Consider the following 23,936-nt stretch of genomic DNA (forward strand, 5'->3'; position numbering starts at 1 on the left):
CGGGCGGTGCGGTATGACCGCATTGACGCGGGCCGATGAGTTGTCGTCGAAGCGGGGCGCGGTGGATCTCTCCGCGGCGCAACACCAGGTCTCGGCGATCCTGGCCGCCTTCGTGGATGAGAGGACGGAATCCGCCTTGGCCCGGGGTTTCCCCGTGGATGTCCCCGTGGCACTGGGGGATTTCCTGAACGCCGGCGGCAAGCGGATCCGCCCCCTGCTGTGTGTGCTGGGATGGCACGCCGCCGGAGCGGACCCGTGGAGCCCGTGGTCCATATCGGGGCGGCGCTGGAGATGTTCCACGCCTTCTGCCTGATCCACGACGATGTGATGGACGACTCGGACACCCGGCGCGGACGGCCCACGGTGCACCGTGCCCTGGCCGAACGTCATCGGAACGGACGCCCGTCTCGGGCGGCGGAGCGGGTGGGCGTGAGTTCCGCCATCCTCGCCGGTGACCCGGTCCTTGCGGTCCAGCAGAGTGGACGAAGCGAGTGAAGCGGGACATGGCAGCAGGCCCTTCGTATCTGCCAGCACTCTGGAGTCGAACAGGGCGGTGAGGGCGGTCCCGCCACATGATGCGCGTGGCATCACCGGACCGGCCCCGCCGCTTCTATCAGCCGGAGCCGGAGGGGGCGGTCTCCTGCGCGTGGATGATGACGGGCAGTTCGCTGTGGCCGTTGGAGATGAAGCTCGGTTTGGGGTGCAGTCGGTTCGGTGGTACAGCGAGGGCGAGTTGAGGGAAGCGCGTGAAGAGGGCGCGCAGGGCGATTTCGGCTTCGAGGCGGCCGAGGGCAGCTCCCAGGCAGAGGTGTGTTCCGTGGCCGAAGGAGAAGTGGGTTTTGTCGCTCCGGGTGGTGTCGAACTCGTCAGCAGTGGGGCCGTGCAGGTCCGGGTGGCGGTTGGCGGCGGCGTAGGAGGGCAGGATGGCGTCGCCCCGTTGGATGGTCACGCCGTGTTCGGGGAGGGGGATGTCCTCGACGGCGAAGCGCATCGGCAGATGTGCGAGCGGGGCTTCGTGGCGGAGTGATTCCTCGACCACGTCTTTCCACTCGGCGCGTCCGGCACGGACGTGGGCGAGTTGCCTCGGGTTGGTGAGGAGCGCGGTGATGGCCTGGTCCAGGAGGTTGACGGTGGTTTCGAAGCCGGCGTTGATCACCAGCAGCAGGGTGTCGAGGAGTTCGGCCTCCGTCAGGGGCTCTCCGTCGCCTTCGATGTCCCTGGCGGCGATGAGCGCCGAGGTGAGGTCGGGTCCGGGCTCGGTGCGCTTGGTGGCGACGAGGTCGGCGAGGAGCGCGTACAGATCCTGGACCGCGGCGGTCGTCTCCTCGGGGCTGTGACTGGTGGAGAAGATCACGTCGACGGTGTGGCGGAACCGGGGCCGGACGGAGGCAGGAAGGCCGGCGAGATGGCTGATGACCCCGATGGGCAGCGGATAGGCGAAGCGCTCCCGCAGATCGGCCGGCTCACCGGGCGGTGTGGTGGCGAGGTCGTCCAGCAGCTCCGCGACGAGCTGTTCGACGACCGGCGCCAGCGCGTTGATCCGGCGGGCGGCGAAGGCCGGTCCGATGGTACGGCGCAGTCGTCGGTGCTCCTCGCCGTAGGCGGTGAACATGTTCTCGACCGCCACCCAGAGAGCAAGTGGCCAGACCCCGACGATCCGGTCGGGGAAGGCAGGCCAGTGCTGCCGGGCGTCCTTGGAGACCCTGGGGTCCAGGAGGAGCCGTCGCAGCAGTTCCGGTGCGGTGACCGACCACGCCCGGACTCCGAGGACGTCGACCCGGGTCAGGGGGCCGCGGGCGCGGAGGGCGGCGTCCTCGCCGTGACGATCGCTGCCGTGGGAGTCGAGCACGAACACGGGTTGCTGGTCCATGAGGTCTCCTTGAGAACAAGGGGCGGACGACGGTGACGACCGTACGGCCGGGGAGCGGCATCGGGCGGGTGTGCTGCCGATGCCCTTCGTCCGAGGCAGGGGGGAAGCTTCGGACCTTGTGGATCCCGGGTGGTTGCGGATCGAGTCCGTGGAATCCGCCCGGCCTATCCAGTACGGGAGAATCTGGACGCTGTCCATGGCGGCTCATCACCTCGTCCCGCCGCCCGGACCCCGGTGAAGACGCGTAAACATGGCTGTCCCGCGACTCCACTGTCGCGTACGGCGGGCGAGGGCCGCCGTGCCCGGCACGGTGCGGGAGCTCGGCGGCGCTGGGTCAGCGGAAGAACGAGTCCTGGCCGGTTGTCGCCGGCACGGTCCAAGCGCGGCGCTGGACCGCGAGCAGTCCGATCAGCCCGTCTCGCCAGCGGCGGGCCGTGGCCCCGGACACGTCGTCGCCGCCTGCCATGTCGGCCAGGAGCTGATCATGCCGGAGCACCGCAAGGACGATCACCGCGATCTTCCCCGGCGGCAGGATCCGCCACCGTGGCCGAGTCGCCGTCAGATGACGCCTGAGCAGCTCGGCGAGGTGGTTGATAGTGGGCGTGGACAGCGGCAGACGGCACGGGTAGGTATGCGGGGAGGTGCCCTCGGCGCGTTCTCAGGTACTCGTCTCACGCTTCCAACGGCCTCCGGAGGTCATCCGGTTACGCCTCCAAAGCATTGATGGCGGTCGTTGAAATCCGACTGGGTGATGCTCACGTCCGCCCCAGACCTGCTCAGTGGATCTCCCCAATCGCGCTTCGGTTGAGGGAGAGGTCCATCGTGGTCGACGCCACGGGTACGCTCGCGGTGATCAACGCAGCGGAGGTACGTGCATGGATCTCACCGGGAGCACGGTGGTCATTACCGGGGCCGGGCGTGGGTTCGGGCGAGCGTTGGCCTTGAACGCAGGCCGGTGGGGGGCGCGTGTGTTCGTCTCCGCACGCTCTCAGGCCGCGGCACAGAAAGTGGCCGACGAGGTGGCGTCCGACAGCGGCGCGAGAGCTGACGCGTTCGGCTGTGACCTGGCCGAGCCAGCCTCCATAAGGGCGTTCGCCGAGGAGGTCGCCGCCCACACCGACCATGTGGACGTGCTGATCAACAACGGGGCCCGCTACCTCACAGGCCCCGATCTGTGGGATGCCGACGACGACGCGATCACCGACACCATCGCATCCGGAGCCACCGGCACCCTACTCACGGTCAAGCACTTCCTCCCCCTGCTGCGCGCTTCCACTGGCGCCGATGTGGTCAACCTGGTCTCCTCGGCCGCGGAAGCCCAGAACCACCGCTCTCAGGCACACCCCGCGTTCTACGCGGCCAAAGCCGCGCAAGCCGGCTTCGCCGACGTCCTCTCCCACCGACTCCGCCCCGAGGGCATCCGTGTCATCTCGCTCTACCCACCGGACTTCACGGACGGCGACCCACTCGACGCCGCCTGGGAGCACGCCTCCCGGACAGCAAGTGACCCACTGACCGCCCAATCCGTGCTCGACTGCGTCCTCTTCGCAATCGGCCAAAGGCGCGACTGCTTCATCCGCTCCTTCCACTTCGAGCAGTTGTAAGCACCCGCGCGGACCCAACACCACCAGTGCAGATGCTCACCCCTCACCTGTTCGCTGAGACAAACCCACAAAGGGACGCGGGCGGTCCTGTTAACAGGCGGGCGAGGAACCGGCGGTCGGGCAATTTCCGCAGCCAGCCGCGATCGACGTAGTCGGACCTGCCTCCCGAGCCCGGCAGCCACGACGACGTCCACCAAGGCGCGAACCGACGGGGAACTCCCGGACCGGCCACCGAACCGTCGGCCGCTCCGCCCCCGGATGCACGAGCACGGGCGGCCCTGCCCCGGCTAGAACCAGGGCCGGGGTGTCCAGTCGTGACGGCCGGGACCACTGCGGCGCGCGGTACTGCTGCCGGGCGGCGGGAGCCCGTCTGGCGGGACGGGAACCGAAGTCACCGCGCCGGCTCCGGGGGGGGCAGCCGGCCGGTCGCCCCCCCCCGGAGCCGGTCTGAGGGGTGATGGTGCGGGGACCCCTTCCTCGTGACGGGCCCGCAGTTGAATACCCCCGAGGAGTGTGTGGCTCGCTGCGGGGCCCGGCCTACCGACAAGTTGTGGGGGTTCCGAGGGGGGCGCAGACTGAGAGGTGGCGTCGGGGGTCTGCCAGGCTCGCAGAGCCGAGGAAGCCGACATCGTTACGAAGGGCTGACTTCTCATGCCCTGGGAACACAACGTGCCCAGCGAAGGCCAGGCGAAAGTCGCGTCAGGTACCAGCCCCACAAGTTGGTACACAGCCAATGACAATGTGCAGCACATCGTCTATCTCGGCGACGACATACGCCTCCATGAGTCCATCTTCCGGTTCGTACGCGGAGGCTTCCGCTGGGAACCCGGCGGCCTCACCAACATGCCGGCAAGAGCCGCGGAAGACTGCAGCCCAACGAGTTGGTACACGCCCACTCAGGCCAGTGGCCAGGCGCAGAACATTGCCTACGTCGGGGAAGACCGGAACATCTATCGACTCTTCTTCCGGTTCGTCAGAGGCTTCCGCTGGGAATTCGACACGCCCAGCAGAGGCCAGACAACGGCCACGCCCGCCCCCACCAGCCCTACCAGTTGGTACAGCCCGGCGGACAACGCGCAGCACATCGCCTACGTCGGCCACGATCAGCAAATCCACGAGCTTTACCAGCGGTTCTCGCCAGGTGTTTCCCGGTGGCAGCACAACGTCCCTAACCTGGGCTGGCCGAATGCCTCCTTGTACGCCAGCCCTACGAGTTGGTACACGCCTTACGACGACGTGCAGCATATTGCCTACATCGGAAGCGACGCACAGCTCCACGAGCTCTTCTTCCGGTTCGCGCCCGGAGGTTTCCGCTGGGAACACAACATCATCAGCGCGGGCCAGCCAGGGGTCGCGGGCATCGGCCTCACCAGTTGGGTCACGCGTTCCGACCGTACGCAACACGTTGCCTCCATGGGAACCGACGAACGGGTCCATGAGGTCTTCTTCCGGTCCGCTCCAGGAGGCTTCCACTGGGAGCACAATGTTCCTGGCGCAGGCCGGCCACCGGGGGTGATAGGCGCCGCCCCCACTAGCTGGGTCACAGGTTCCGACAACGTGCAGCACCTCGCCTACCTGGGAGTCGACGAGAAGATCCATGAAGCCTTCTTCCGGCTGGCGCCCGGAGGCGGTCGCTGGGAGCACAACGTTGTCAGCGGAGGCGGGCCGAAGGCCAGGGCGGGCACGAGCCGCCCCACTAGCTGGGTCACGCGTTCCGACAACGTGCAGCACGTCGCCTATGTGGGAGTCGACGAGAAGATCCACGAGGCGTATTTCCGGTTGCCGGGTGAAGACCTCTCTCTCGATCACTTCACATTCGAGGGCAATATCTCACCGGCAGACCGTGATGCGGTGATCCAGCGCCACAGATTTGCCGTGTCACGCGTGTCAGGGTGCACCAACCTGTCGGACGAGGAGCGGCAACGGCTTCGTCAGGCATACAACCGGCCCATCCACCACACGGTAAATACCGACCCTGCTCAGAATGGGAGTGCATACGTCGACGGATCGGAGGTGAGTGTCAACTTCGGAGTCCTCTTCCCGCAAGGAAACCAGGAAATATCACAGACACTGGTGCATGAGATGATGCACTGCGCCGGGTACGACCATCCCACGCGACGCCATCCGCCCCCGGGGAGAAGTTGCCTTAGCCCCGACCCGGCCATCTTCGACTGCCCCTTCGACAACGGCGTGTACTACGGAACGCCACCCTTGCGGTCGGAGCTCTGCATTGCCGGAGATCAAACCCTTGCAATCGCCAGGCTGGAACGTAAGGCCGACCGGGAAAGCTGCGTCATTGACGAGGACGGGCTGGCCACCATCCACACCGACCTCACAGCTTGAGTCATGGCGGCCGGTGGACGGGTTCCCAACCGCCGAGTCCGGCGAGGGCGCCGCCGGTGAACGCTTCGGGGAGGCCAACGTGCTCCTGTGCCTCAAGCATGAGCACCTCGCCGCGATCCCCACGGTGAGCTGCACCGTCTCCATCGACGCCGACGGCTCCCTCGCATGCGATCTCACTCCGGGAGACTGCGTCGTGTTCGACGGAGCGCTCACGCCGCACGGCCGGACGCCTCTCGGCGCCGGAGAGAACGTCATCCTCGTCAGCTTCGGCTTCCGCGCACGCGAGCAGGCTCCGCCTACGGTCGCCCACCTCCCACCGGCACCACTCTGAGTACCGCGCAGCGGGGCAGAGTGGGGATCACCCGCCACCGTCCGGCTGGGCGGGCACCCGGACATATGCCCTGCCTCAGCCGCAGCGGGTGGGTGGGGCGGCCCGCACCGCCCTCCGCGAACCCCGCCACGCGCGTGGGTAACCCGGACGGCCCGGGCGCCATTGAACCGGGCGTGACCACGCCCATGCGGCTCACGCCCGTCATCGGCGTGCAGCAAAGTAGCGGTGAAACGGTTCCTCGACCCGACCTGGAGCCGATCTTCGCCGAGCTCGCCGCGCGGTGTGCCAGCGCCTCCACCTCGACAGTGGTCGTAGCCGGCCCGGCTCCCGCCTCGGATACCGTGTTCCTCTACGGGGTGCCATAACGGATGTGACGCCCCCTACCGGAGGTAGTCAGCGTATGAGTTCAAAGCGCAGCAAGAATCCAGCCCTGCCCGTACTTGACGACGCATTCCGACTCGCGTCGGTCAAGGACGCCGAAGAGTCCACCCGTGACTTGGCCGCGCGGCTGGCCACCACCGAGCTGCGCCGCGTTTCCCACCCGGGCCGGGTCACCTGGGAGCCCACCGATCAGGCCGAGCCCGTACCGGTCCCGCCGACTGTGGTCGACGGTGACGGGGACCTGTGGCTGCGGGACCGGGGCACTGGCACCTGGACCATGCCCGAGTTCAACCCGAAGGAGTTCCCGGCCCGCTGTGGCGAGGTTCTGACGTGGAACCAGCTTGCCTGCGAGTTCGGCCCGCTGACCGCACTGGCCGACGACCGCCGCATCGGCGGCGGCCGGCGCTGACCGCGCAGCCTTCTGCGATGACCACGCCCCTGAAGCGCCCGTTACAGGTAGCTGGGAGCTCCAGCTACCCGCCGAGCTCGGCGCGGGCGGCGAGCAGGTGAGCGTGGTGGTGGCGTGCGACGGAGCCCCCGCCACTGCTGGAGGACAAAGTTGCGGGCCCCCCGGCGGTTGACCGCCGGGGGGGCCGCCACCGTTCAAGATCAATCCTTAGACCGTGTCCTATGTGGTGAGGCGGAGAAGTCGTTTGTAGCAGCAGAGGGCGGCGGCGATGCCGAGAAAGGCCAGGTAGTTGCGTTCGTAGCGGGGGTTTAGCCGACGGTAGCCGATGAGCCAGGACATGGTCCGCTCGATCACCCACCTGCGTCGCCCGAGTCGCTCGGAGGGCTTGATTCCCTTGCGGGCGATCCGGACGCCGATGCGTTACCCCGGAGTCATTTCCGCAGCTCAGGTATGTCGTACGCCTAGTCGGCATGCCGACGCTGGGGCTTGAAGTGACGCCCGCGATGGGGGTCGTGTCTCGGTTGGTGACCGAGCACCATGGGTTTCAGGGCCCGGTGGCCGCGAACAGTGTCTCATCAGGCGTGCCCTGCGTCCCGCCGCCCTGCGGACGCTACCTCGACGGAGGAATCAGCGGCTCGGCGATCTCCCACAGCACGTCCGGAACAATCCAACTCCACGTACCCCCGCATCACTGGTTTCCGCGTTCGACTCTCGGACGCCTATTCGCCTCAGAATATTCGAGTACGAAAATTGGACCTGGCGCGGCGGGCCGTCAACAGCCTCTCAGCAGCAGGAGGGCGTCGATGCCGTAGCCGTCTCCTCACCTCTCTCCATCGACCGACACACTCAGTGACAGGTAACGGGCCAGGTGATCGTCCTCACGGAATGTGTGCCTGGTCCCAGCAAACACCTACAAAGCCAGCGAGCCGCTTCTGACGTCATCGCCCAGAAGGGCCGCATGGGCGCATGGGCATCAGAGCCCGAGTTGCCGCAGCAAGGCGTGGCCACTCTGGTCGAGTTGGTAGAAGACACGTCCGCCCAGCCGTTGTTTCCAGACGATTCCCGTGCTGTTCAACACGGCCAGGTGCTGGGAAACGGTGCTCTTGGCCATACCCAGCGCCTCCGCGACTGTGGTCGTCGTCTTCGGCGCGTCCAGTGCGCGAACCACCTGAGCACGGCCCTTGCCGAGCAGGAGAGCGAGCCGGTCCTCGGTCTCGGGTGCGGATCCCCGCGCGGTGAGGACGTGGAAGTATCCCGTCGCCCGCGCCTGGTAGGACATGGCCACCACGCCGTGCTCCTGGAGGAAGAGGCGGATGCCGCCGGCGAACACGGTCGGCACGAGCAGCAGCTTTGACTGGCTGACCGCGATGTCCAGATCCCGGTGGTACGGCGCGGTCAGAACGGGCCGCGACCACGCGATGCGCCCGCCCAGTTCGGTGAGCATGGGCTCGGCTCCCTCCACAGCGAGCGTACGGCCGCGGAAGAGGATCTCCTCCTCCAGTGAGGATCGGATGGACGTCCAGTGCGGGGCGATCGCCCAGTCCCAGTACTCCTCCAGCAGCCCTATGAGGCGATCGGCGCCGGGATTCCCGGGGTTCATCTCCCGGACGTGGTCCAGCTCCGCCGCCAGACTGTTGCGGCTCGGGTCGGGAACCGGCACGAAGCCCGAGGGGAAGAGCGGTGGATCCGACTGCCGCAGAGGTTCGACCAGGTTCCGGATGAGGCCCAGTGGCAGCCGGGCTCGTACCCGACGTGCCCATTCCGTGTACGGAGAGGGTGCCGCACCGCGGTAGCGCGCCAGGATGCCGAGGCTTCCCACGGTCTCCCACAGCGGGCTGAAGGTGAGCCGTACGGTGCTGAGGCTCGCGTCGTCGAGGGTGAGCCGTATCACGACATGGCCCGTCGGGACGATCGCCTGTCCCGCGGGATGACCCGTGTCATCAGACCTCCACCCGTATCGCGATGTCCTGGCAGATGGTGAGCACGTCCTTGATCCACGGACGCGGGTCGGCGGAGTCGTACCCGTGCATCGTTTCGATCTTCCAGTACTCGTCGAAGGGGAGTGCACGGGGAACGCAGGCCCGGAAGCGGTTGGGCCGCCACTTCGGCATATGGCTTCCGTACTCCCCCTTGGACTCCAGCAGTGCGTCCGTGGCGTGCCTGAAGGCCAATCGCGCGGAGATCGTGGCGCTCTCGAGGTCGCCCGCCTCCATCTGCCCCAGGGCGTCCTCCACCGCGTCATCCGTGGCGCTGAGCGATCGGACGACGACGAAGGACCGGAAGGCGGAGTCCACCAACCGCGAACGCGTCCGCGTTGTCCAGTCCTCTCCGAGGATCGGGAAACACGTTCCCAGCTGGGCCAGCAGCAATTCCTCGCGACGGGTCAGCGCCTCTTCGGTGACCTGGCCGGCCTCGTACGCCTCCCAGGAGACCTTGGAGAGAATCTGACCGATCTGCTGTTCCAGCCAGTACGTGACCTCCCAGCGCCTCTCCTCGTGGTAAAAGATTTCGCTCTGCACGTACGGGGGATCCAGGGGAACGGGGCTGGACTTGCCGGTGGCTGAGAGGCGTTCGCCCTGGGTGACGATGTAGATGTCGAAGTCGCTGCGCGCGTTGTGCCAGCCCCGGGCGGCGGAACCCACGACGAATGCCGCGACGGCGTCCTCGGGCACGAGGCCGTTCTCCTGGAGCGGGGTCAGCCACTGTGTCACCGACTCGTTCATCAGCACCTCTTGAGAAGATCGGTGAGTTCGTCCCTGGAGAAGCGGACCGGGTTGTTCCGAAGTCGTTGGATGTTCACGGCGGCGGCTAGTCCGCGCAGTTCGGCTGCCGAGGTCACCCCCACGTCGGACAGGCTCATAGCCAGACCGATACGCCGTGCCAGCGCGACGAAGCGACGGCCTGACTCGACGGGACTTGTAGCACCCAGCAGTCCCGCGATGTCGTCGAGGGCTCGCTCGTGCGTGGACAGCCGGGCCGCCGATTGGAGGTCCGAGGCGCTCGCCCGGGCATGGGCATCCAAGAACGCCCCCAGGGTGAGCGCCACGGCGTGCCCGTGGCTCACGCCGTATCGGCGCGTTAGCGCGTAGGACAGCGCGTGCGCGCCGGTGGTCCTGGAGATGTTGATCGCACGCCCCACGAGATGGCTGCCTACCGTCATGGGCCGTGCGGCGGCGTGCGGAGAGAGGACGAAGTCGTCGATGCCCGACAGCAGCATCCGCACGCCCCGTCGAGCCAAGGCACGGCTCTCCTGGTCACCCTGGACGGCCCACAGGCTCTCGATGCCCTGGGACAGGGCGTCCACGCCGGACGCGGCTCGCTGATGGGCGGTACCGCTCTCGCTGAGCGCCGGGTCGAGGACGGCGGCGTCCGGGCGCACGGCCGGACCAGCCACCGAGTACTTGTCATCGCCGATGTATACGACGGCGAAATGCGTGGCCTCACTGCCCGACCCCGCGGTCGTCGGCACCAGGACCAGCTTCATGCGCCGTGCGTCCATCGCCACCTCGGAACGAATGTGCTCCGCTAGGTCGGCGGGGGGAACCGCTTCCAGCACGCACAGGAGTTTGGCCATGTCCATGGCGCTACCCCCGCCCACCCCGACCACGGCGTCCGGGCTCAGCTCCCGGACCCGGGCGAGCCCCTGCTCCAGCTCGCGAATGTCCGGGTTCGGGGAGAAGCCATGCCACTGCCAGACACGTGTCCGGCGTCCGAAGGAGGCGAGCATCGTCGAAGCGCCGGACTCTTCGAATGATCGCCGACCGTGCACGATGAGGACCTTGTCCGCAGAGAGGGTCTCCAACATGGCCGGCACCGTCTCCACCGCACCTCGGCCGTATCGGACCGTGGGTTCCCCCTGCTTCACGGCACCGCACGCTCGCTTCACGGCACCGTCCGTCCGGCCAGCCCGCGCATAACGGCCTCCTTGCTCTCTGTCGGTGTCGCGCTGGGCCGGCCGAGGCCGGTGCGGCTGCCCGGCCTGACGCGGACCTCCAGCAGAGCCGGCCCCCCGGCAGCACGTAGTCCGTTGAGCTCCTCCCCCAACGCGTCCACCGACGACACGGCGACCGCGTGCCGGTATCCGCAACTCCTGGCGAGTGCGGGCAGGTCCACCTGGTCGATCGAAGTGGGCTGCCCTCCCACACTGTCGTGCACCCCGTTGTTGAAGACGACGTGAAACAACGTGCGCGGGGCGTGTCGCGCGATGACGGGCAGGGCCCCTAGGTGCATGAGCAAGGATCCGTCTCCGTCCAGACACCACACCTCCCGCTTCGACTCGCGCAGGGCGATGCCCAGGGCAATCGAGCTGGTGTGCCCCATGCCGCCCACCGTGAGGAAGTCCAGCCCCGCCTCGCTCCCGGTCCGCTCTCGATGCTCACCGAGTTCTCGGCTGAGCATTCCGGTGCTGGACACCAGCACCCGGCCGGCGCCGAGTTCCTCCACCAGGGCGATCAGCGCTTGCTCACGGGTGGGCAGGCCGGTCTCTTGCTCGGCAGCTTCGGTCCGGGTGCGGTCGAAGGTTCCCTTCTCGACCAGGAAGACGTACGGCGTACGGGAATCCATGGAGCGCGCGATCGCCTTCCGTACGGCCTCGCCGGCGGCGTCCGTTTCCTGCGGAAGCACCGACCAGGGCAGCTCCAGGGCGTCCAGTAGCGCCGCCATGATCCTGCCCTGCTTGCGGTGCTGAGGTTCGTCGGGGACGCCCGGCCTCCCCCGCCAGCCGACGAGGAGGAGCATGGGGATTCCGTAGACCTCGGGGTCGGCGAGCGAGACGAGGGGGTTCACCGCGTTGCCGAGGCCGGAATTCTGCAGATAGACCACGGCCGGTGTGCCGGTGCGCAGATAGTGACCGATGGCCAGGCCGATGGCGTTCCCCTCGTTGGCGGCGATCACATGCCCCGTCCCGGAGGTCAGGGCACTGACACAGGCGTTGAAGTCCTTGAGGAGACTGTCCGGCACCCCGCAGTAGAGCGACACACCCTCCGCCGCCAGTTGGGCGGCGAAGTCCGCGGGGCGGATCACGCCGCATTCTCCGGAATGATGGAGAGGGCCTCCTTGATCGACGCCAGCATGGGCTCGGCCTCCAGGGCGCGACCGTGCTGGAGGATCGACTGGGCGACGCGGCTCATCTGCGGATAGACGGCCCGCATGAGGTGATTGGCGTAGATCACCATGTTCACACCCGCGTCGACAAGTTTCTCCTCGCGCACGCCGCTGTAGCTGGTCGGGACCACCACCAGCGGCACCCCCCTGCTCAGCTTGTTGAAGTGCTTGCAGAACTCGAACACCTCGGAGGGCTCTGGGCGCCTGCTGTGGATCATGATCCCATCCGCTCCGGCGTCGATGTATGCCTCGGCGCGGGCGACGGCGTCATCCATCCCCTTGTCGAGGATCAGGCTCTCGATGCGTGCGATGACCATGAAGTCATCAGTGATCTGTGCCCGCTTGCCGACACGGATGCGTTCGCAGAAGTCCTCCACTGGCGCCTGGCTTTGCGGAACGTCCGTGCCGAAGAGTGAATTGCGTTTGAGTCCGTCCTTGTCTTCGACGATGACTGCCGAGACGCCCAGCCGCTCCAGGGACCGCACCGTGAAACCGAAGTGCTCGGGATTTCCTCCGGTGTCGCCGTCGAACACAAGGGGCTTAGTGGTCACCTCGAAGAGTTCGTTCACCGTCTGCAGCCGTAGGGATACGTCGACGGCTTCGATGTCGGGCTTGCCCCGGGCGATGGAATCGGTCAGAGACGACGACCACATCCCATCGAACTCGCGCGTCTGCTGGTCTATGACGACCTTCGAGTTCTCGATGATCAGCCCCGTGAGGCCGTTGTGAGCCTCCAGGATCCGTACGATCTCCTTGCTCTCCAGCAGGCGACGGAGCCTGGCGAGTCGGATGTTCGGCGTCGTACCGATCTCCTTGACCGACCGGTGCAACTGGGTGGAGGAGATCCCTGTCGTGTAGGGGACTTCCACCAGCTCACCGCCCCACTCCGCCAGGACGTCGATCACGCGCTCACGCGTGTGCTTCTGCACCCCGGTGCGCCAGTCGTCGCCGTGGAGGACGAAGTCGGGCCTGATCAAGCGCAGGTTCTCCGCGTAGTCCAGCGTGTGCTGGGGCACCACCGCCGTAACGCCCTTAAGATTCTTGACGACCGCTTGGCGCTGCTCGAACGTCATATGAGGGAGCCGCTTGTAACTCGCGATCGCCGCGTCGGTCAGCAGGCCGATGGTGATATCGCCGAGATCACCGGCACGCTGGATAATGTTGATGTGCCCAGGGTGGATCAGGTCGGCACTCATACCTACGTAGACGACTGGCCTACTCACACGAATTCCTCTCCCATGGACGTCTGATTCACTCGGTAAGTTGTTTCAGTACGGCGTATCGAGAATCGCTGTCAAGCATGTCGGCATTGACTCGGTAGCACCGCGCATCCTCGACCAGGTCCGTCAGATGTTTTCGCATACGGGCCAGGGAGTCGACGTACGAGTCGAAATCTGAACCGTGATGCGCCAGTAGATCGTCCTTCAACCCGTATGTGGTGACCGCGAACGAGAACTGGTCCATGAAGGTCTCGGCTGCACGGGACGAGATGCGGTTGAGACCCTGTAGTGATGCGGGGTTGTAGTCGACGATGACGACGTTCCGCACCGGCGCGCTGTCGGTCGGCGGGCTGTCGAAAAGGGTGGACGCGTCGGTGACGTAGTCCCCTGACTCCATGTGCGGGGTCAGCCTGTGTCGGTCGATCAGCTCGCCAAAGCACCTGTCGCGGCGGATCCGGATCGAGGACGGTACGCCATGGACCACCCCGTCACGTACCAAGGCATGTGTGTTGCTGATGAACTGGGCGCCACTCAGACATGCCTGCGCCAGGAAGACTGTCTTTCCAGCACCGTTTCGACCGATCAGCAGCGTCGCGCCCGCTCCGGGCAGTTCGAACGCGGCGGCCTTGAGGTGCAGGAACCCCTGGTCCGCCGCGAAGATCGTCAGAATGTGCTTGACGAAATAAGGCCAGACCGTTTTCTCCAAGGCCCTGCCGAACACGTAGAACGTCTGGCCGACCGTGACCAGATGAGCGGGTTCACCGAAGTAGTGCACGAGGTAGTAGCCGGCCTTGAAGCGCTTACTCCTGAATGTTCTGTCAACTTTCTCCGCATAGACCGACTCCGGCACGTCGTCCCGGTCCAGGTCGATACAGATGACCTCGTAGTCCGCCGGCAACGACTGGTTCGCACAGAAGGACGAGAAGTAGGAGTAGGCGGAGAAATTCTCACGATTGGAGGAAACTCTGACTCTGAGTAGGTTGAGATTCACGAGCCGGCTGCTGCGAATGGTGAGGTTCTCCATTATTCCGCGCGCCCTTTCTTCATGCGGGTTCCGTCGCAATGATGCGTGTGGAACGTACCTGCGACGGCCATGAGCGGTACGGAGTGGTCAGGAAGTCCAGCTCTCCTGCGGGGTCTCCGCGCATGATGAAACACTCTGCTCCGCCACGCGCGCACGCGACGAGGGCATCCAGCTTGGTGTGCATGGCACCGGTGGCATCCCACTCGCTGCTCCCCCACAGCGCCGCGTAAGCCCGCTCCGGTGACCGGGCGTCCACCTCCCGAAGAATCTGGTCTCCACCAGCACCATCAGTGGTGATCCCGTCGACATCCGTGAGGGTCACCACCCGCAGTCGACCGGAGACCATCGGCAAGATCACCTCGGGCACACGGTCGCTGGAGAACGTGTGCAGCCGACCGTCATCGCCGAACAGTGCGTCTCCTGCCAGGACCGGCAGGACCCCGCGGTCCAGTAGCTCCCCCAGGATGGAGGACTTCAGTTCCGGGACGCCGTTTCGGAGCGTGCACACCGCCGCGAGCTGCAGCGGAAAGGCATCCGCCCCCGCCATGCGGAGCTGCTCGGCCCATACCTTCTTCACCTCGAACGTAGCCTCGGTCAAACTGGCGAGCGAGAATGAGTTCGCCGTGTCATGAGCACGAATGGCCCCATGCCCGAAGGCCCCTCCGCCACTGATCAGGACCATGCGCCCGCGAAGCGCGTGGCTGAGTCGCGCGAAGGTCTTGGCGAATTGCGCCACTGCCATCTCGTCCAGGTTGCCTGGTTCATCCTTGCGTGAGAACAGGCTGCCGCCGACTTTGACGGCCAAGAAGTCTGGAGTCATTCCCTTAAAGTCCTTCGGTTTCGGGAGTCTGTAGGGACAGTGGACCCCAGTCGTGCGGTGCTTCCCAGGACGACCAGCTCGACTCCCACCACTGAGTGCCTGTGGCGACTGACTGCGCGACGCTCGCCGCCTCCACTCGTATCGCGACCGCTTCTGCGGGAGAGAAATGCCCGCGCCGCACGCGCTGTTCGAACGTGTCGAGGTCCTTCCATCGGCACGAGGTGGTGCCCGACGGCACGATGAGGTCGATCTCGTGGTCGAGCGTGCTGAACCCGGTGGCGTTCCTCCTCAGCGGTGCTTCGAGGTTGATGTACCACTTCTGGAACGCACCTGTGTCCCGGTCCTTCCACACCCATACGGAGTGCGCGAGACCTGGTTGGTGGAGCTGGAGGACCCCGGCGCCCTGCCAGCAGTCGCTTATCTGCTGCCAAGGGTGTGCCCCCCACCTGAACGTGCCTCTTCCAAAGCGGAGCTGGGTCCCGCGGGAGAGGTAGAGCGCCACCAACCGCGGGCTGTCGATCACCACCCGCACGGGGTAGGAGAGCCACGGACGACCGTCCAGTACGTCCCGTCGTTCAACAATCGCCCCATGGCCGAAGCCATGAGCCGCCGGGTTCTGGTCATCGGCTCCGGCCATCGCGCCGCGCCCCTCCCTCTCCTCGACAGTTCCCTCGGGGTTCGGCGTCACGGATGGGGCGACCACCCGTGACGCCGACGGTCAGAAGTTCACGGCGATGAGCTTCGCGGTGCTCGTCCCCCTGGCCGCGGTGAAGGCGTGCGGCACATGCTCCTCCACGAACATGCTGGCTCCGGTCGGCAGCACCGTCTCCTGTGGGTCCTTGGGGTCGCCCCACTTCATATGGATCTCCCCTTCCAGCACGAAGAGGAACTCGCTCCCGGCGTGGCCCGCGTTGAACTTCGCCTCATCCGGATTGTCCGTCAGCACGTCGACCACCAGAGGCACCAGGGAAGGCACCCTCTTCGTGCGGACCAGGCAGTGGTAGACGTAGTAGTCGACGTCATCGCGCACGCCCTCGAGGATCGCGCGATCCGCAGGAAGCTGGATGACGACGCCGTCGTTGAGATCGTTCTCCGCTGGCGGCGTCAGCGCGCCGATCGAGGTACCGAGCACGTCCGCGATCTTGGCGAGCTGTGCCAGCGTGAGCTCTCCCCCCTCGCCGACCTCCCAGGCGGCGACGGCCTCCGGTGTTTCGCCGAGAAGCGTTGCCAGGGCCGCGTGATCCATCTTGACCTGTTCGCGCCGCTGCTTGAGCCGCGCTCCGAAGCCGTCCGCCGTCATGGTGCTGCTCACTCGATTCCTCCCTGGAGTCAGTACTGCTCTTCGTCCCACTGCTTTTGCGGGGTGTAGGCACGTTCCCGTCGCGAGTTGAAGTCGCGATTGAATTGCGCGGCAAGATCAGCGATCTCTTCACCGCCCCACAAACCGGGAACGTTGATGATTCCCTGCTTGTAGGTCATACGGTAGAGAGACTCCTCTGGATTCACGAAGTTCTGACGAATACACTCACGGAGAAGTTCGGAGCCGACGATCGGCGAAGCCGCGAAGAAAGAGGCGCTGCTGAATCCGGCCTCTTCTGCATATTCATAGGATGCCTGCATCTCCTCGATCGTCTCGCCGGCGTTCCCGAACATCGGCGGCATACCGATGATGAAGAAGCCGTGCACGTGCATACCCAGGCTGCGGGCATACTTGATGAGGTGTGAGGTGCGTTTGAGATTGAGTGGCTTCTTGATCAGATCCTTGAGGACGCGCTGAACCCCGCTCTCGATGGCAAACGTCACCTGGTACGCACCGGATGCCGCCATCAGGTCGAGCAACTCCTCGTCCATCCGCCATAGGGCGGTCCCCTGCGGTGTCGCCCAAGGCAGGCCCACCTCGCGGAAGGCGCGGAAGAGTTCACGGGCGTGATCCATGTCGTTCGTGATGTTGTCGTCCTGAATATGGAACTCGTCGATTCCATACTCGTCCCGCAGTCTCACTACTTCGTCCACGACATTGTCCACGCTCCGCCTCCGGAGCTTCTGTCCCCAGAAGTGAGTGGTCGTGCAGAAGGTGCAGTGCGCTGTGCACCCGCGACTGCTGTAGAGCTGTCCCACTCGGGAGCCGACCGTGTACGGCGATTGGTAGGCTTTGATCTCGAAGTACTTCTCCATGTTGTAGTGGTGCCAGGCGGGGAACGGTATGTGATCCAACTCCCCGGCCATGCTCAACATGGGAGACGATTTTCCGTGCTCGGGTCCGACCGGCCGCATGGAGCTGATGAGCGGCAGCTCCGGTTTGATCAGGATTTTACCGTCCGCGTTCCGCAAGGCGATTCCGTGCACTTCCTCCTCGTGCACCGTGCCATTGAGGTACTCCATCCACAGCAGGAACGTCATCTCCCCTTCCCCGAGGAACACGGCGTCGAGGTCAGGATCCTCCAGGCACGCCTTGGGGAAGTAGCGTGCGTGGGCGCCGCCGATGGCCGTGGCGGCATCGGGTGCCACCTGCCCCGCCAAGCGGAGCAGGTTGTGGACGTTGTCGGCCTGGTTGCTGAAGATGCTGGACACGCCGATGACGTCGGGTGCGAACTCACCCATCACCTTGATGACCTCATCGTCCGACAGCCCGTAGCGCAGGAACTGCGGGTCACCTTCGACCGGCCGTGCGTCGTAGTAACCCTCGGCGAAGACATCGAGGACCTTGACTTCGTAGTCGTACTTCTCCAGCACGGCCGCGATGTACCCGATGCCCAGCGGATATGTGCAACGCGGCAGGTCATGTCGGTACAGGGTGGCCGCGGGATTGAGCAGCAGGACCTTCTGATACCTCCGTGCGGACTTCACGCCGACCCGCTGGGGTAAATCTCCCCACCTGATGGATGGTTTCCCATGCAGGGCGAACTCAGCGGAACCCAGTGAACCTATCGTCAGAAGATTTCGTGCATCACTCAAATGCGCCCCCTTTCTCTTGTAAGAACCTCGTTCCCAGGGAGCTGGAGCCCATGGTGAAGGATGACTCGAACTACTCCCGTGTACTTAAAGACGAGGCCGATGCGCAAGAAGGATCAAGGTTAACCCTCATGTGAAATCTCGTCAACGTTCAACCCAGGCTGCCTGTCGAATCCTTTTCGCCATTTCATGGCGCATTAGTTGCGCAGTGCCGGCGGGCGCCATTGAAGGGTTGTTTCCTGCTGTCGCGGGACGGAGCGCCTGCTGAGTGCGAGGGATTCGGTCCTTAGCGAATCATTATGCACCGACATCTTGCTGGCGATATACTCGATCATCCTTTCCTTCTGAAAAGGGATCGCTGATGCGAATTGACGCAAGTCGGACACTGGAGATGATGAGGGGCCGGCAACTGGTCCCGGACACCTGCCAAGCGGTCATGCTCGTCGGGTCAGTTGCTCACGGGTGGAGCAACAGCAAGAGCGACCTCGATTTCTGCGTGGTCTCCACGGAGCCATGGTCGGGGCCGGAGCGTGTCGCGGTCGCGGTACCTCTGGAACCTTCGGTGGTCGGGTGGCACTCGTTCTCCGCTGACAATCGCAACTGGGATCTCGCCTACTGGCTGGACACGCATTTCGACCAGATGCTCGCCAAGGTCTCCTGGGCCGAGTTCGATCAGGTCCGGGCCGCCAGTGGGGACGCTCTCGCACCGCGGGAGGAGATACTGCTCGGGCGGCTGGCGACATGTGTGCCGCTCGCCGGCAAGGACTGGTTGACGCGTCGTCGTGCCGAACTCGACGCCTCGGCTTTCCGCTCGATCCTGGTCATCCGGTCGCTCGGCGCAATGGACAGGGCCGTCGAAGACGCCCTCGGGCAGCTGGAACATGGTGACCTCACGAGTGCCGTGCTCTCGGCCCGGATCGCCCTCGGTCACATCATCGACGCGTTGTTGGAGGAGCAGGGGCAGTACGGAAGTCACCTTCCCAAGTGGCGGGCGCGCCGGTTCCTGGCTGCCGGCTCTGTGACGCTCCCCTTCGCCACGTACTGGGAACTGGAGACGATGCGGGACTTCGATGCTGACGACCCCGCCAAATGGATCAAGAATGTCCTCACCCTCTGCCAGGACTTGTCCTCGAAGATCGAGGTCTGAGCGAGAAGCGGTGTCCGGGATCCCAGGGGTGCCAGCCTGTGGTTGACCCGGGGGTGCAGTGGGCGGCCCCGGTTCCTCGCGAGGTGGGCGACCTTGGTGTCGCCCACCTCGTCATGCGCGGAGTCTGATCCGCACGGGCGACGGTGGGCGTCAGTCGCTCCTCCGTAGATTGCGGATCGCCGGTACGGCGAGCAACAGCCCAACGGTGACGAAGAGCATCGCGGAGGAGAAGAACAACACCGGTACGGCGCCGACCCACAGGGCGGCCGGGCCGGCCGCCATCTGGCCTACCGGTCGCATGACGAGGGAGCCGGCCACGTCGTAGGCATGTACGCGGCCCAATACATCGGGAGGAATCTTCGTCTGTACGCTTGAGTGGAACATGACCAGCCAGAATGCCGTACCCGCTCCGTGCAGGGCGTAACCGACCGCGATCAGGGGCGGGGCCAGGTCCAGGGCCACCGCGAGCAGACCGAAGACGGTGCCGGCCAGAGCGATGGCGCCGGCTCGCAGGGGATGCGGCGGCTTGAGGCGCGCGGCGGCCAGACCGCCGAGAACGGCCCCGAGGCCGAACATCGACATGATGAAGCCGAGAGTGCTCTCGCCGTGCTCGATGGTGATGAGGCTCTGTGCAAGTGTGAGGAAGGGCCCGTTCACCGTCATCTGGTAGAGCATGAAGATCACGATGACGCCCCAGAGCCAGTTTCGTGAACGAAACTCCTGCCACCCCTGGACGAGGTCGCGACGGATCGCTGTCCGCTGCCGTGAGCGAGGAATCTTCAGCCGCATGGCGATCAGACAGGCGGCGCTGACTCCGAAGGTCATGGCGTCGATCGTGACGACGACAGCCACGGACGAGAAGGCGAGGAGCAGGCCGGCGATGGCGGGTCCTGCCACGGTCACGAGTGATTCAGCAACGCGGATGGCCGCGTTGGCCTTCTGAACGTCGCGGGCGGTGCGCGGAATGATGCTCACGTAACCGGGTTGAAAGGCGGCCGTGCCGATTCCGCTCAGTGCGAGCAACGTGATGATCAGCCATAGGCTGGGCTTGCCGACCGCGAAGGCCAACGCGAGCATCCCATGGAGGATCAGCCGGGATAGATCCGCGATGACCATGACGCGCACGGGAGTGAATCGGTCGACGAGAACGCCGCCAAGGATGACGAAGGCGGCCAACGGGGCGGTATGGGCAGCAAGGGCGTACCCCACGCCGGTGACACCGTAGCCCGCCTGCAGCACCGCGACCGTGATGGTGGTCGGAACGAGCATCTGGTCGCCGAGTATGGAAGCGGTCCTGGCGGCGAAGAGGAGAGTGAAATCCCGATTCCAGAGCTGCTTGGGCGGTTGAAGTTTTTCGGGGGGTTGCAGCACCAGTGGACTATCCTATTCCCAGGGCATGGACGAGCGAATTCGAGTTTGTCAAACCATGCCCCTGGTCCGTTGCGGTGCCTTGTTCGTGAAGTCGTACTCGACGCGATCCTCGATTTCAAGGTCACGAACCAGGCGCTCCACTGTGGAGAAATCCGTCAGCATCATGTCCGTATCTGGTGCACTGCGGGTATCCATGAGGATCTCGGTGACACCCGGGACCCCGACGAATTGGAGAATATGAGACCAGATCCCGTAGTCCTGTGCTCCGAGTGCCGTGATCGCGTCAGGCAGTGTACGAATGAAGAGTTCGCGCTGTTCCTTGTTGAGGTGGACGAAGATGTCTTTCATGATCTCCGCCACGATCGGACCGTGCGCAGCTTCATCCCTGGCGTGCAGGCGGGCCACCAAAGCGTGCATGGGATGAATCGTCCGGTCGTGTGCGAGTAATTCGAGAAAGTTGTTGATGTGCAGCTCGCCGACTACCGTCCACACCAGGAACAGTATGTCCCGCTCCCACTTTTCACTGCGCTCCGCAATGAGCTCGAACAGGCGCCTGTTCGTCACCGGGTGAGAGTAGTCCGGCTCTACGGAGAGGTTGCGCGCCTCTTTAGTGCGCTGCATGGCCGTCATATGCATATAGGTGTGCCACACCTCATCGATGTGCGATTGCCGTACCGCCTCTTTAGCCTCGTACTTTTCGACGCCCGGGAACACCCCCCGCGTCAGCATTTCGAATGTCGGATTAGCGACGTATTCTTCCGCAGCGATCACGCGGGCGTTATATGCCTGCCATGCCAATGTGTTCACGAGCTGACGTGACTCTTCGGAAGCATCGAGGAAGCGTGGGTGCTGGGCGAAGGGGATGAGGTGTAAGGGGTAGTCCACCGCGCCCGACGCATTGATTTCAGCCCCCATGAAAGCGGCCATGTCCGTACGGACGGTGGATCGCCGGGGCCATGCCGCGACAAGACGCTTGAGGGTACTCGGCCCGATATGGGGCTCATGGCTGGAATTTTCGAAAACCGAACCCTGGGGCTGGACATGATTCACGAGGGTGCTCCCCACACTTCTGGAGAAGAGGATGAACACATACCGTTGCACAGGCCGCGGATGGTCATATCCTGGGCATCTTTCTTACCGGTCCGAGTTCGAGATCGTGAGGCTATCGGGATCCCCGATCGACCGAGCCAACGTCGTACGGTATCCCCGGACAACTCATCATGCTTATAGTCGGCGCCAGGTTGTCAAGACGTCCGGATCAGGATTTTTTCGAGTGCATCTGGATGGCGTCGACCGCATCGGAAAGGACATAGGTCAAAACGGGAGATTCGGTCCGAAGCGAATCACTATGTGTCGGCCTGTGGGCGTCGTTATGCTTGCCCTCGCAGATGCCGCAGATGAAAGTGGCTGCTGACGCAGTCCGCTCATTACTGAGCCGCATTTCATCGACCAAAGGACCGCCGATGAGCTATATCCCAGAACTGCGTGCCCTGGTGGGTACGCGACCGCTCATTCTGCCCGGCGCCGCTGTGATCGTCCTGGACTCCCCCCGTCATGTGCTGCTCCTCCAGCGGGCCGACACCGGAGGCTGGGGGCTTCCTGGCGGGTTCATGGAACCAGGGGAGTCGCTGGAGGAGACGGCACGGCGCGAGGTCAGGGAGGAGGTCGGCCTGGAGCTTGAGGAGTTGACGCTGCTGAGCGTCTTTTCCGGTCAGGAACAGCGCTTTCGGTATCCGAATGGTGATCAGGTTTTCAATGTCACCACCGTTTACACAGCGAAAGCATGTGATTGGAACTTCCGTCTCGATCCCCTGGAGGCGAACGCAGTGCGCATCTTTCCTGTGGATGACCTTCCGGCCGACTTGATCTTTCCGGAGGTTCCGATCATGGAGCATTACTCACGAACCGTCATTGATTCCCGCTGAGTAAGGGAGCGTACGTCGATGGCCTACGCGAACTTCCTGGAATCTCTACTCGCGGATGCCGGGAAAGCGGTCATGTCCTTTCCGCGGAGCATGACGTCACGTATCAAGGGTGCGGATCCCAACCAGGTGGTGACACCTGCCGATGTCGTCATCGGAAGTCGGCTCAGGGGTCAAATCCTCGCGAAATTCCCTGAGGATAGCGTCATCGACGAAGAGTCCGTCGCAGTACGTGGCACGTCATCCGTCACCTGGGTGATCGATCCCATCGACGGTACCTCCAACTTCGCAGCGGGCAGTCCGCTCTTCGGTGTCATGGTGGGGATTCTCCGTCACGGCAAGCCAGTGGCCGGCGGGGTGGCTCTGCCTGCTCTTTCCGAGATGTACGTAGCCGAGGTCGGGCAAGGCGCCTACGGGAACGGAAGCAGGTTGAAGATCGAGACGGACGGCCAGCTGGCGCAGCAGCTAATCGCTTACGGTATGGACATCCATCCGTCCGAGATAGCCCTCGACTGCCGAATATTAGCCGATATCGCATCCCGCTGCCGCGGAGTCCGTATGAGCAACAGCATATTCGACTGCATGATGGTCGCCAGAGGGGCGTACGGTGGCTTCATGCATCGCCGCAATCGCATATGGGATTGCGTTGCCGCGCACGTAGTCATTGAAGAGTCCGGTGGAACTTTCTCCGCCATGGACGGCAGTGCGCTGGACTACCCGAATCCGCTGACGAAGACTGCGGAGAACTTCTCGATTCTGGCCTGTGCTCCCGGTTTCCATGAAGCCATGACGGATATGGCGAAACAGTAGGCGCCGGGCAGGGCAGCTCCGGCCATCAACCAGAAACGCGTTGCCATGTCCTTACGGTTCCCTCGCAGTGCCTCGCTCCAGCCCTTCGCTCCACCCGAGAACGGCATCGTGCGCCGGCTCGACGTGCGCGTTGAGGAACGGACGCCGGGAATCCTCAGCCTGCGGTACGTATTGGATGCGGAGCTCTCCCGACTGCGCATCCCCGCTCCTCGCATTCCGCGCCACACGGACGGGCTGTGGAAGCGTACCTGCTTCGAGATGTTCGTGCGCAGGGCATCGGGCTCTCTCTCCTACTATGAGCTGAATTCCTCACCCTCCACGGAATGGGCGCTCTACTCCTTCGACGACTACCACACACATATGGCGCGGGTCTCTCCGATTCAGTCTCCTCAGGTCCGCGTCACCCGCGATCCGCATCGACTGTGTCTCGATATACGGGTCGACCTGCGCGGCCTGGCGCACGCGGGCGAGCTTGCGCTGGCTGCCGTGATCGAGGATGACCACGGCAGCCTCGGTTACTGGGCCCTGGAGCACCCCGGTCCGAGACCCGATTTCCATCATCCCGGCGGATTCCGTCTCCGGCCGTGAGTGGGGCTGCGCCGTACGGTGTCGATCGGGTGCGGAGTTGA

23 protein-coding genes and 1 pseudogene are annotated in these 23,936 nt (G+C 64.8%); 9 read left to right on the top strand and 15 right to left on the bottom strand.

Annotated elements, in window-relative coordinates; translation table 11 throughout:
* Positions 1 to 255: 255 nt before the first annotated feature.
* Positions 256 to 495 (top strand): polyprenyl synthetase family protein, encoded by a 240-nt coding sequence (locus ACH4S7_RS19325; protein WP_398522426.1) that lies wholly within the window; start codon positions 256 to 258, stop codon positions 493 to 495.
* Between the two features lie 118 nt (positions 496 to 613).
* On the opposite strand, the gene ACH4S7_RS19330 is transcribed toward ACH4S7_RS19325, so the two are convergent.
* Both ACH4S7_RS19330 and ACH4S7_RS19335 read right to left on the bottom strand, forming a co-directional pair.
* A complete protein-coding gene (locus ACH4S7_RS19330; RefSeq protein ID WP_398522427.1) occupies positions 614 to 1,870 on the bottom strand; it encodes a cytochrome P450 in 1,257 nt (418 codons plus the stop codon).
* Between the two features lie 334 nt (positions 1,871 to 2,204).
* Complete coding sequence (locus ACH4S7_RS19335) at positions 2,205 to 2,366, bottom strand: hypothetical protein (protein WP_398522428.1); 162 nt, start codon at positions 2,364 to 2,366, stop codon at positions 2,205 to 2,207.
* Between the two features lie 379 nt (positions 2,367 to 2,745).
* On the opposite strand from ACH4S7_RS19335, the gene ACH4S7_RS19340 reads away from it, so the two are divergent.
* The 4 genes from ACH4S7_RS19340 to ACH4S7_RS19355 all read left to right on the top strand — a co-directional run bounded on the left by ACH4S7_RS19340 (position 2,746) and on the right by ACH4S7_RS19355 (position 6,938).
* Positions 2,746 to 3,474 carry an SDR family oxidoreductase gene (locus ACH4S7_RS19340; protein ID WP_398522429.1) on the top strand — a complete coding sequence of 243 codons (729 nt, stop codon included), beginning with the start codon at positions 2,746 to 2,748 and terminating at the stop codon, positions 3,472 to 3,474.
* A gap of 741 nt (positions 3,475 to 4,215) precedes the next feature.
* Entirely contained in the window at positions 4,216 to 5,817 is a 1,602-nt protein-coding gene (locus tag ACH4S7_RS19345) for a hypothetical protein (protein ID WP_398522430.1), read from the top strand.
* 13 nt (positions 5,818 to 5,830) lie between these two features.
* Complete coding sequence (locus tag ACH4S7_RS19350) at positions 5,831 to 6,148, top strand: hypothetical protein (RefSeq protein ID WP_398522431.1); 318 nt, start codon at positions 5,831 to 5,833, stop codon at positions 6,146 to 6,148.
* Between the two features lie 400 nt (positions 6,149 to 6,548).
* The gene (locus ACH4S7_RS19355) at positions 6,549 to 6,938 is read left to right on the top strand and encodes a hypothetical protein (protein ID WP_073797238.1); all 390 of its coding nucleotides are present in this window, start codon (positions 6,549 to 6,551) and stop codon (positions 6,936 to 6,938) included.
* A gap of 219 nt (positions 6,939 to 7,157) precedes the next feature.
* Here the strand turns inward: ACH4S7_RS19355 and ACH4S7_RS19360 are convergent.
* The 11 genes and pseudogenes from ACH4S7_RS19360 to ACH4S7_RS19410 form a co-directional block, all read right to left on the bottom strand.
* A pseudogene (locus tag ACH4S7_RS19360) lies at positions 7,158 to 7,605 on the bottom strand (transposase).
* Between the two features lie 306 nt (positions 7,606 to 7,911).
* A complete protein-coding gene (locus ACH4S7_RS19365; RefSeq protein WP_398522432.1) occupies positions 7,912 to 8,829 on the bottom strand; it encodes an ArsR/SmtB family transcription factor in 918 nt (305 codons plus the stop codon).
* A 49-nt stretch (positions 8,830 to 8,878) separates the two neighbouring features.
* Positions 8,879 to 9,661, bottom strand: coding sequence for a hypothetical protein (locus ACH4S7_RS19370; RefSeq protein ID WP_398522433.1), 783 nt, complete (start codon positions 9,659 to 9,661; stop codon positions 8,879 to 8,881).
* On the bottom strand, positions 9,661 to 10,824 hold the full coding sequence (locus tag ACH4S7_RS19375; protein ID WP_398522434.1) for a phosphonoacetaldehyde reductase: 1,164 nt from the start codon (positions 10,822 to 10,824) through the stop codon (positions 9,661 to 9,663). The genes ACH4S7_RS19370 and ACH4S7_RS19375 overlap by 1 nt, the downstream gene beginning before the upstream one ends.
* Positions 10,821 to 11,960 (bottom strand): phosphonopyruvate decarboxylase, encoded by a 1,140-nt coding sequence (aepY, locus tag ACH4S7_RS19380; RefSeq protein ID WP_398522435.1) that lies wholly within the window; start codon positions 11,958 to 11,960, stop codon positions 10,821 to 10,823. The genes ACH4S7_RS19375 and aepY overlap by 4 nt, the downstream gene beginning before the upstream one ends.
* A complete protein-coding gene (gene aepX, locus ACH4S7_RS19385) occupies positions 11,957 to 13,264 on the bottom strand; it encodes a phosphoenolpyruvate mutase (protein ID WP_398522436.1) in 1,308 nt (435 codons plus the stop codon). Before aepX ends, aepY begins: the two co-directional genes overlap by 4 nt.
* Positions 13,265 to 13,292: 28 nt before the next feature.
* Positions 13,293 to 14,288 carry a FomB family phosphonate monophosphate kinase gene (locus tag ACH4S7_RS19390; protein WP_398522799.1) on the bottom strand — a complete coding sequence of 332 codons (996 nt, stop codon included), beginning with the start codon at positions 14,286 to 14,288 and terminating at the stop codon, positions 13,293 to 13,295.
* Between the two features lie 16 nt (positions 14,289 to 14,304).
* Positions 14,305 to 15,105 (bottom strand): hypothetical protein, encoded by an 801-nt coding sequence (locus ACH4S7_RS19395; RefSeq protein WP_398522437.1) that lies wholly within the window; start codon positions 15,103 to 15,105, stop codon positions 14,305 to 14,307.
* A gap of 4 nt (positions 15,106 to 15,109) precedes the next feature.
* Complete coding sequence (locus ACH4S7_RS19400; RefSeq protein WP_398522438.1) at positions 15,110 to 15,742, bottom strand: DUF402 domain-containing protein; 633 nt, start codon at positions 15,740 to 15,742, stop codon at positions 15,110 to 15,112.
* Positions 15,743 to 15,823: 81 nt separating this feature from the next.
* Positions 15,824 to 16,417 carry a helix-turn-helix domain-containing protein gene (locus tag ACH4S7_RS19405; protein WP_398522439.1) on the bottom strand — a complete coding sequence of 198 codons (594 nt, stop codon included), beginning with the start codon at positions 16,415 to 16,417 and terminating at the stop codon, positions 15,824 to 15,826.
* Between the two features lie 17 nt (positions 16,418 to 16,434).
* Complete coding sequence (locus ACH4S7_RS19410) at positions 16,435 to 18,060, bottom strand: B12-binding domain-containing radical SAM protein (protein WP_398522440.1); 1,626 nt, start codon at positions 18,058 to 18,060, stop codon at positions 16,435 to 16,437.
* A 559-nt stretch (positions 18,061 to 18,619) separates the two neighbouring features.
* On the opposite strand from ACH4S7_RS19410, the gene ACH4S7_RS19415 reads away from it, so the two are divergent.
* The gene (locus tag ACH4S7_RS19415; RefSeq protein WP_398522441.1) at positions 18,620 to 19,204 is read left to right on the top strand and encodes a hypothetical protein; all 585 of its coding nucleotides are present in this window, start codon (positions 18,620 to 18,622) and stop codon (positions 19,202 to 19,204) included.
* Positions 19,205 to 19,354: 150 nt separating this feature from the next.
* On the opposite strand, the gene ACH4S7_RS19420 is transcribed toward ACH4S7_RS19415, so the two are convergent.
* Both ACH4S7_RS19420 and ACH4S7_RS19425 read right to left on the bottom strand, forming a co-directional pair.
* Positions 19,355 to 20,575 (bottom strand): MFS transporter, encoded by a 1,221-nt coding sequence (locus ACH4S7_RS19420; protein WP_398522442.1) that lies wholly within the window; start codon positions 20,573 to 20,575, stop codon positions 19,355 to 19,357.
* Between the two features lie 48 nt (positions 20,576 to 20,623).
* The gene (locus tag ACH4S7_RS19425) at positions 20,624 to 21,625 is read right to left on the bottom strand and encodes a diiron oxygenase (protein ID WP_398522443.1); all 1,002 of its coding nucleotides are present in this window, start codon (positions 21,623 to 21,625) and stop codon (positions 20,624 to 20,626) included.
* 413 nt (positions 21,626 to 22,038) lie between these two features.
* Between ACH4S7_RS19425 and ACH4S7_RS19430 the strand changes: the two genes are divergently transcribed.
* From ACH4S7_RS19430 to ACH4S7_RS19440, 3 genes are all read left to right on the top strand, one after another.
* Positions 22,039 to 22,500: an NUDIX hydrolase gene (locus ACH4S7_RS19430; RefSeq protein ID WP_398522444.1), complete on the top strand. Its 462-nt coding sequence runs from the start codon at positions 22,039 to 22,041 to the stop codon at positions 22,498 to 22,500.
* A gap of 18 nt (positions 22,501 to 22,518) precedes the next feature.
* The gene (locus tag ACH4S7_RS19435; protein WP_398522445.1) at positions 22,519 to 23,307 is read left to right on the top strand and encodes an inositol monophosphatase family protein; all 789 of its coding nucleotides are present in this window, start codon (positions 22,519 to 22,521) and stop codon (positions 23,305 to 23,307) included.
* Positions 23,308 to 23,415: 108 nt separating this feature from the next.
* Entirely contained in the window at positions 23,416 to 23,895 is a 480-nt protein-coding gene (locus tag ACH4S7_RS19440) for a DOMON-like domain-containing protein (protein WP_398522446.1), read from the top strand.
* Positions 23,896 to 23,936 lie beyond the last annotated feature (41 nt).

The organism is Streptomyces sp. NPDC020965, assembly GCF_044333555.1.
In the GTDB taxonomy this organism is placed as follows: Bacteria; Actinomycetota; Actinomycetes; order Streptomycetales; family Streptomycetaceae; genus Streptomyces.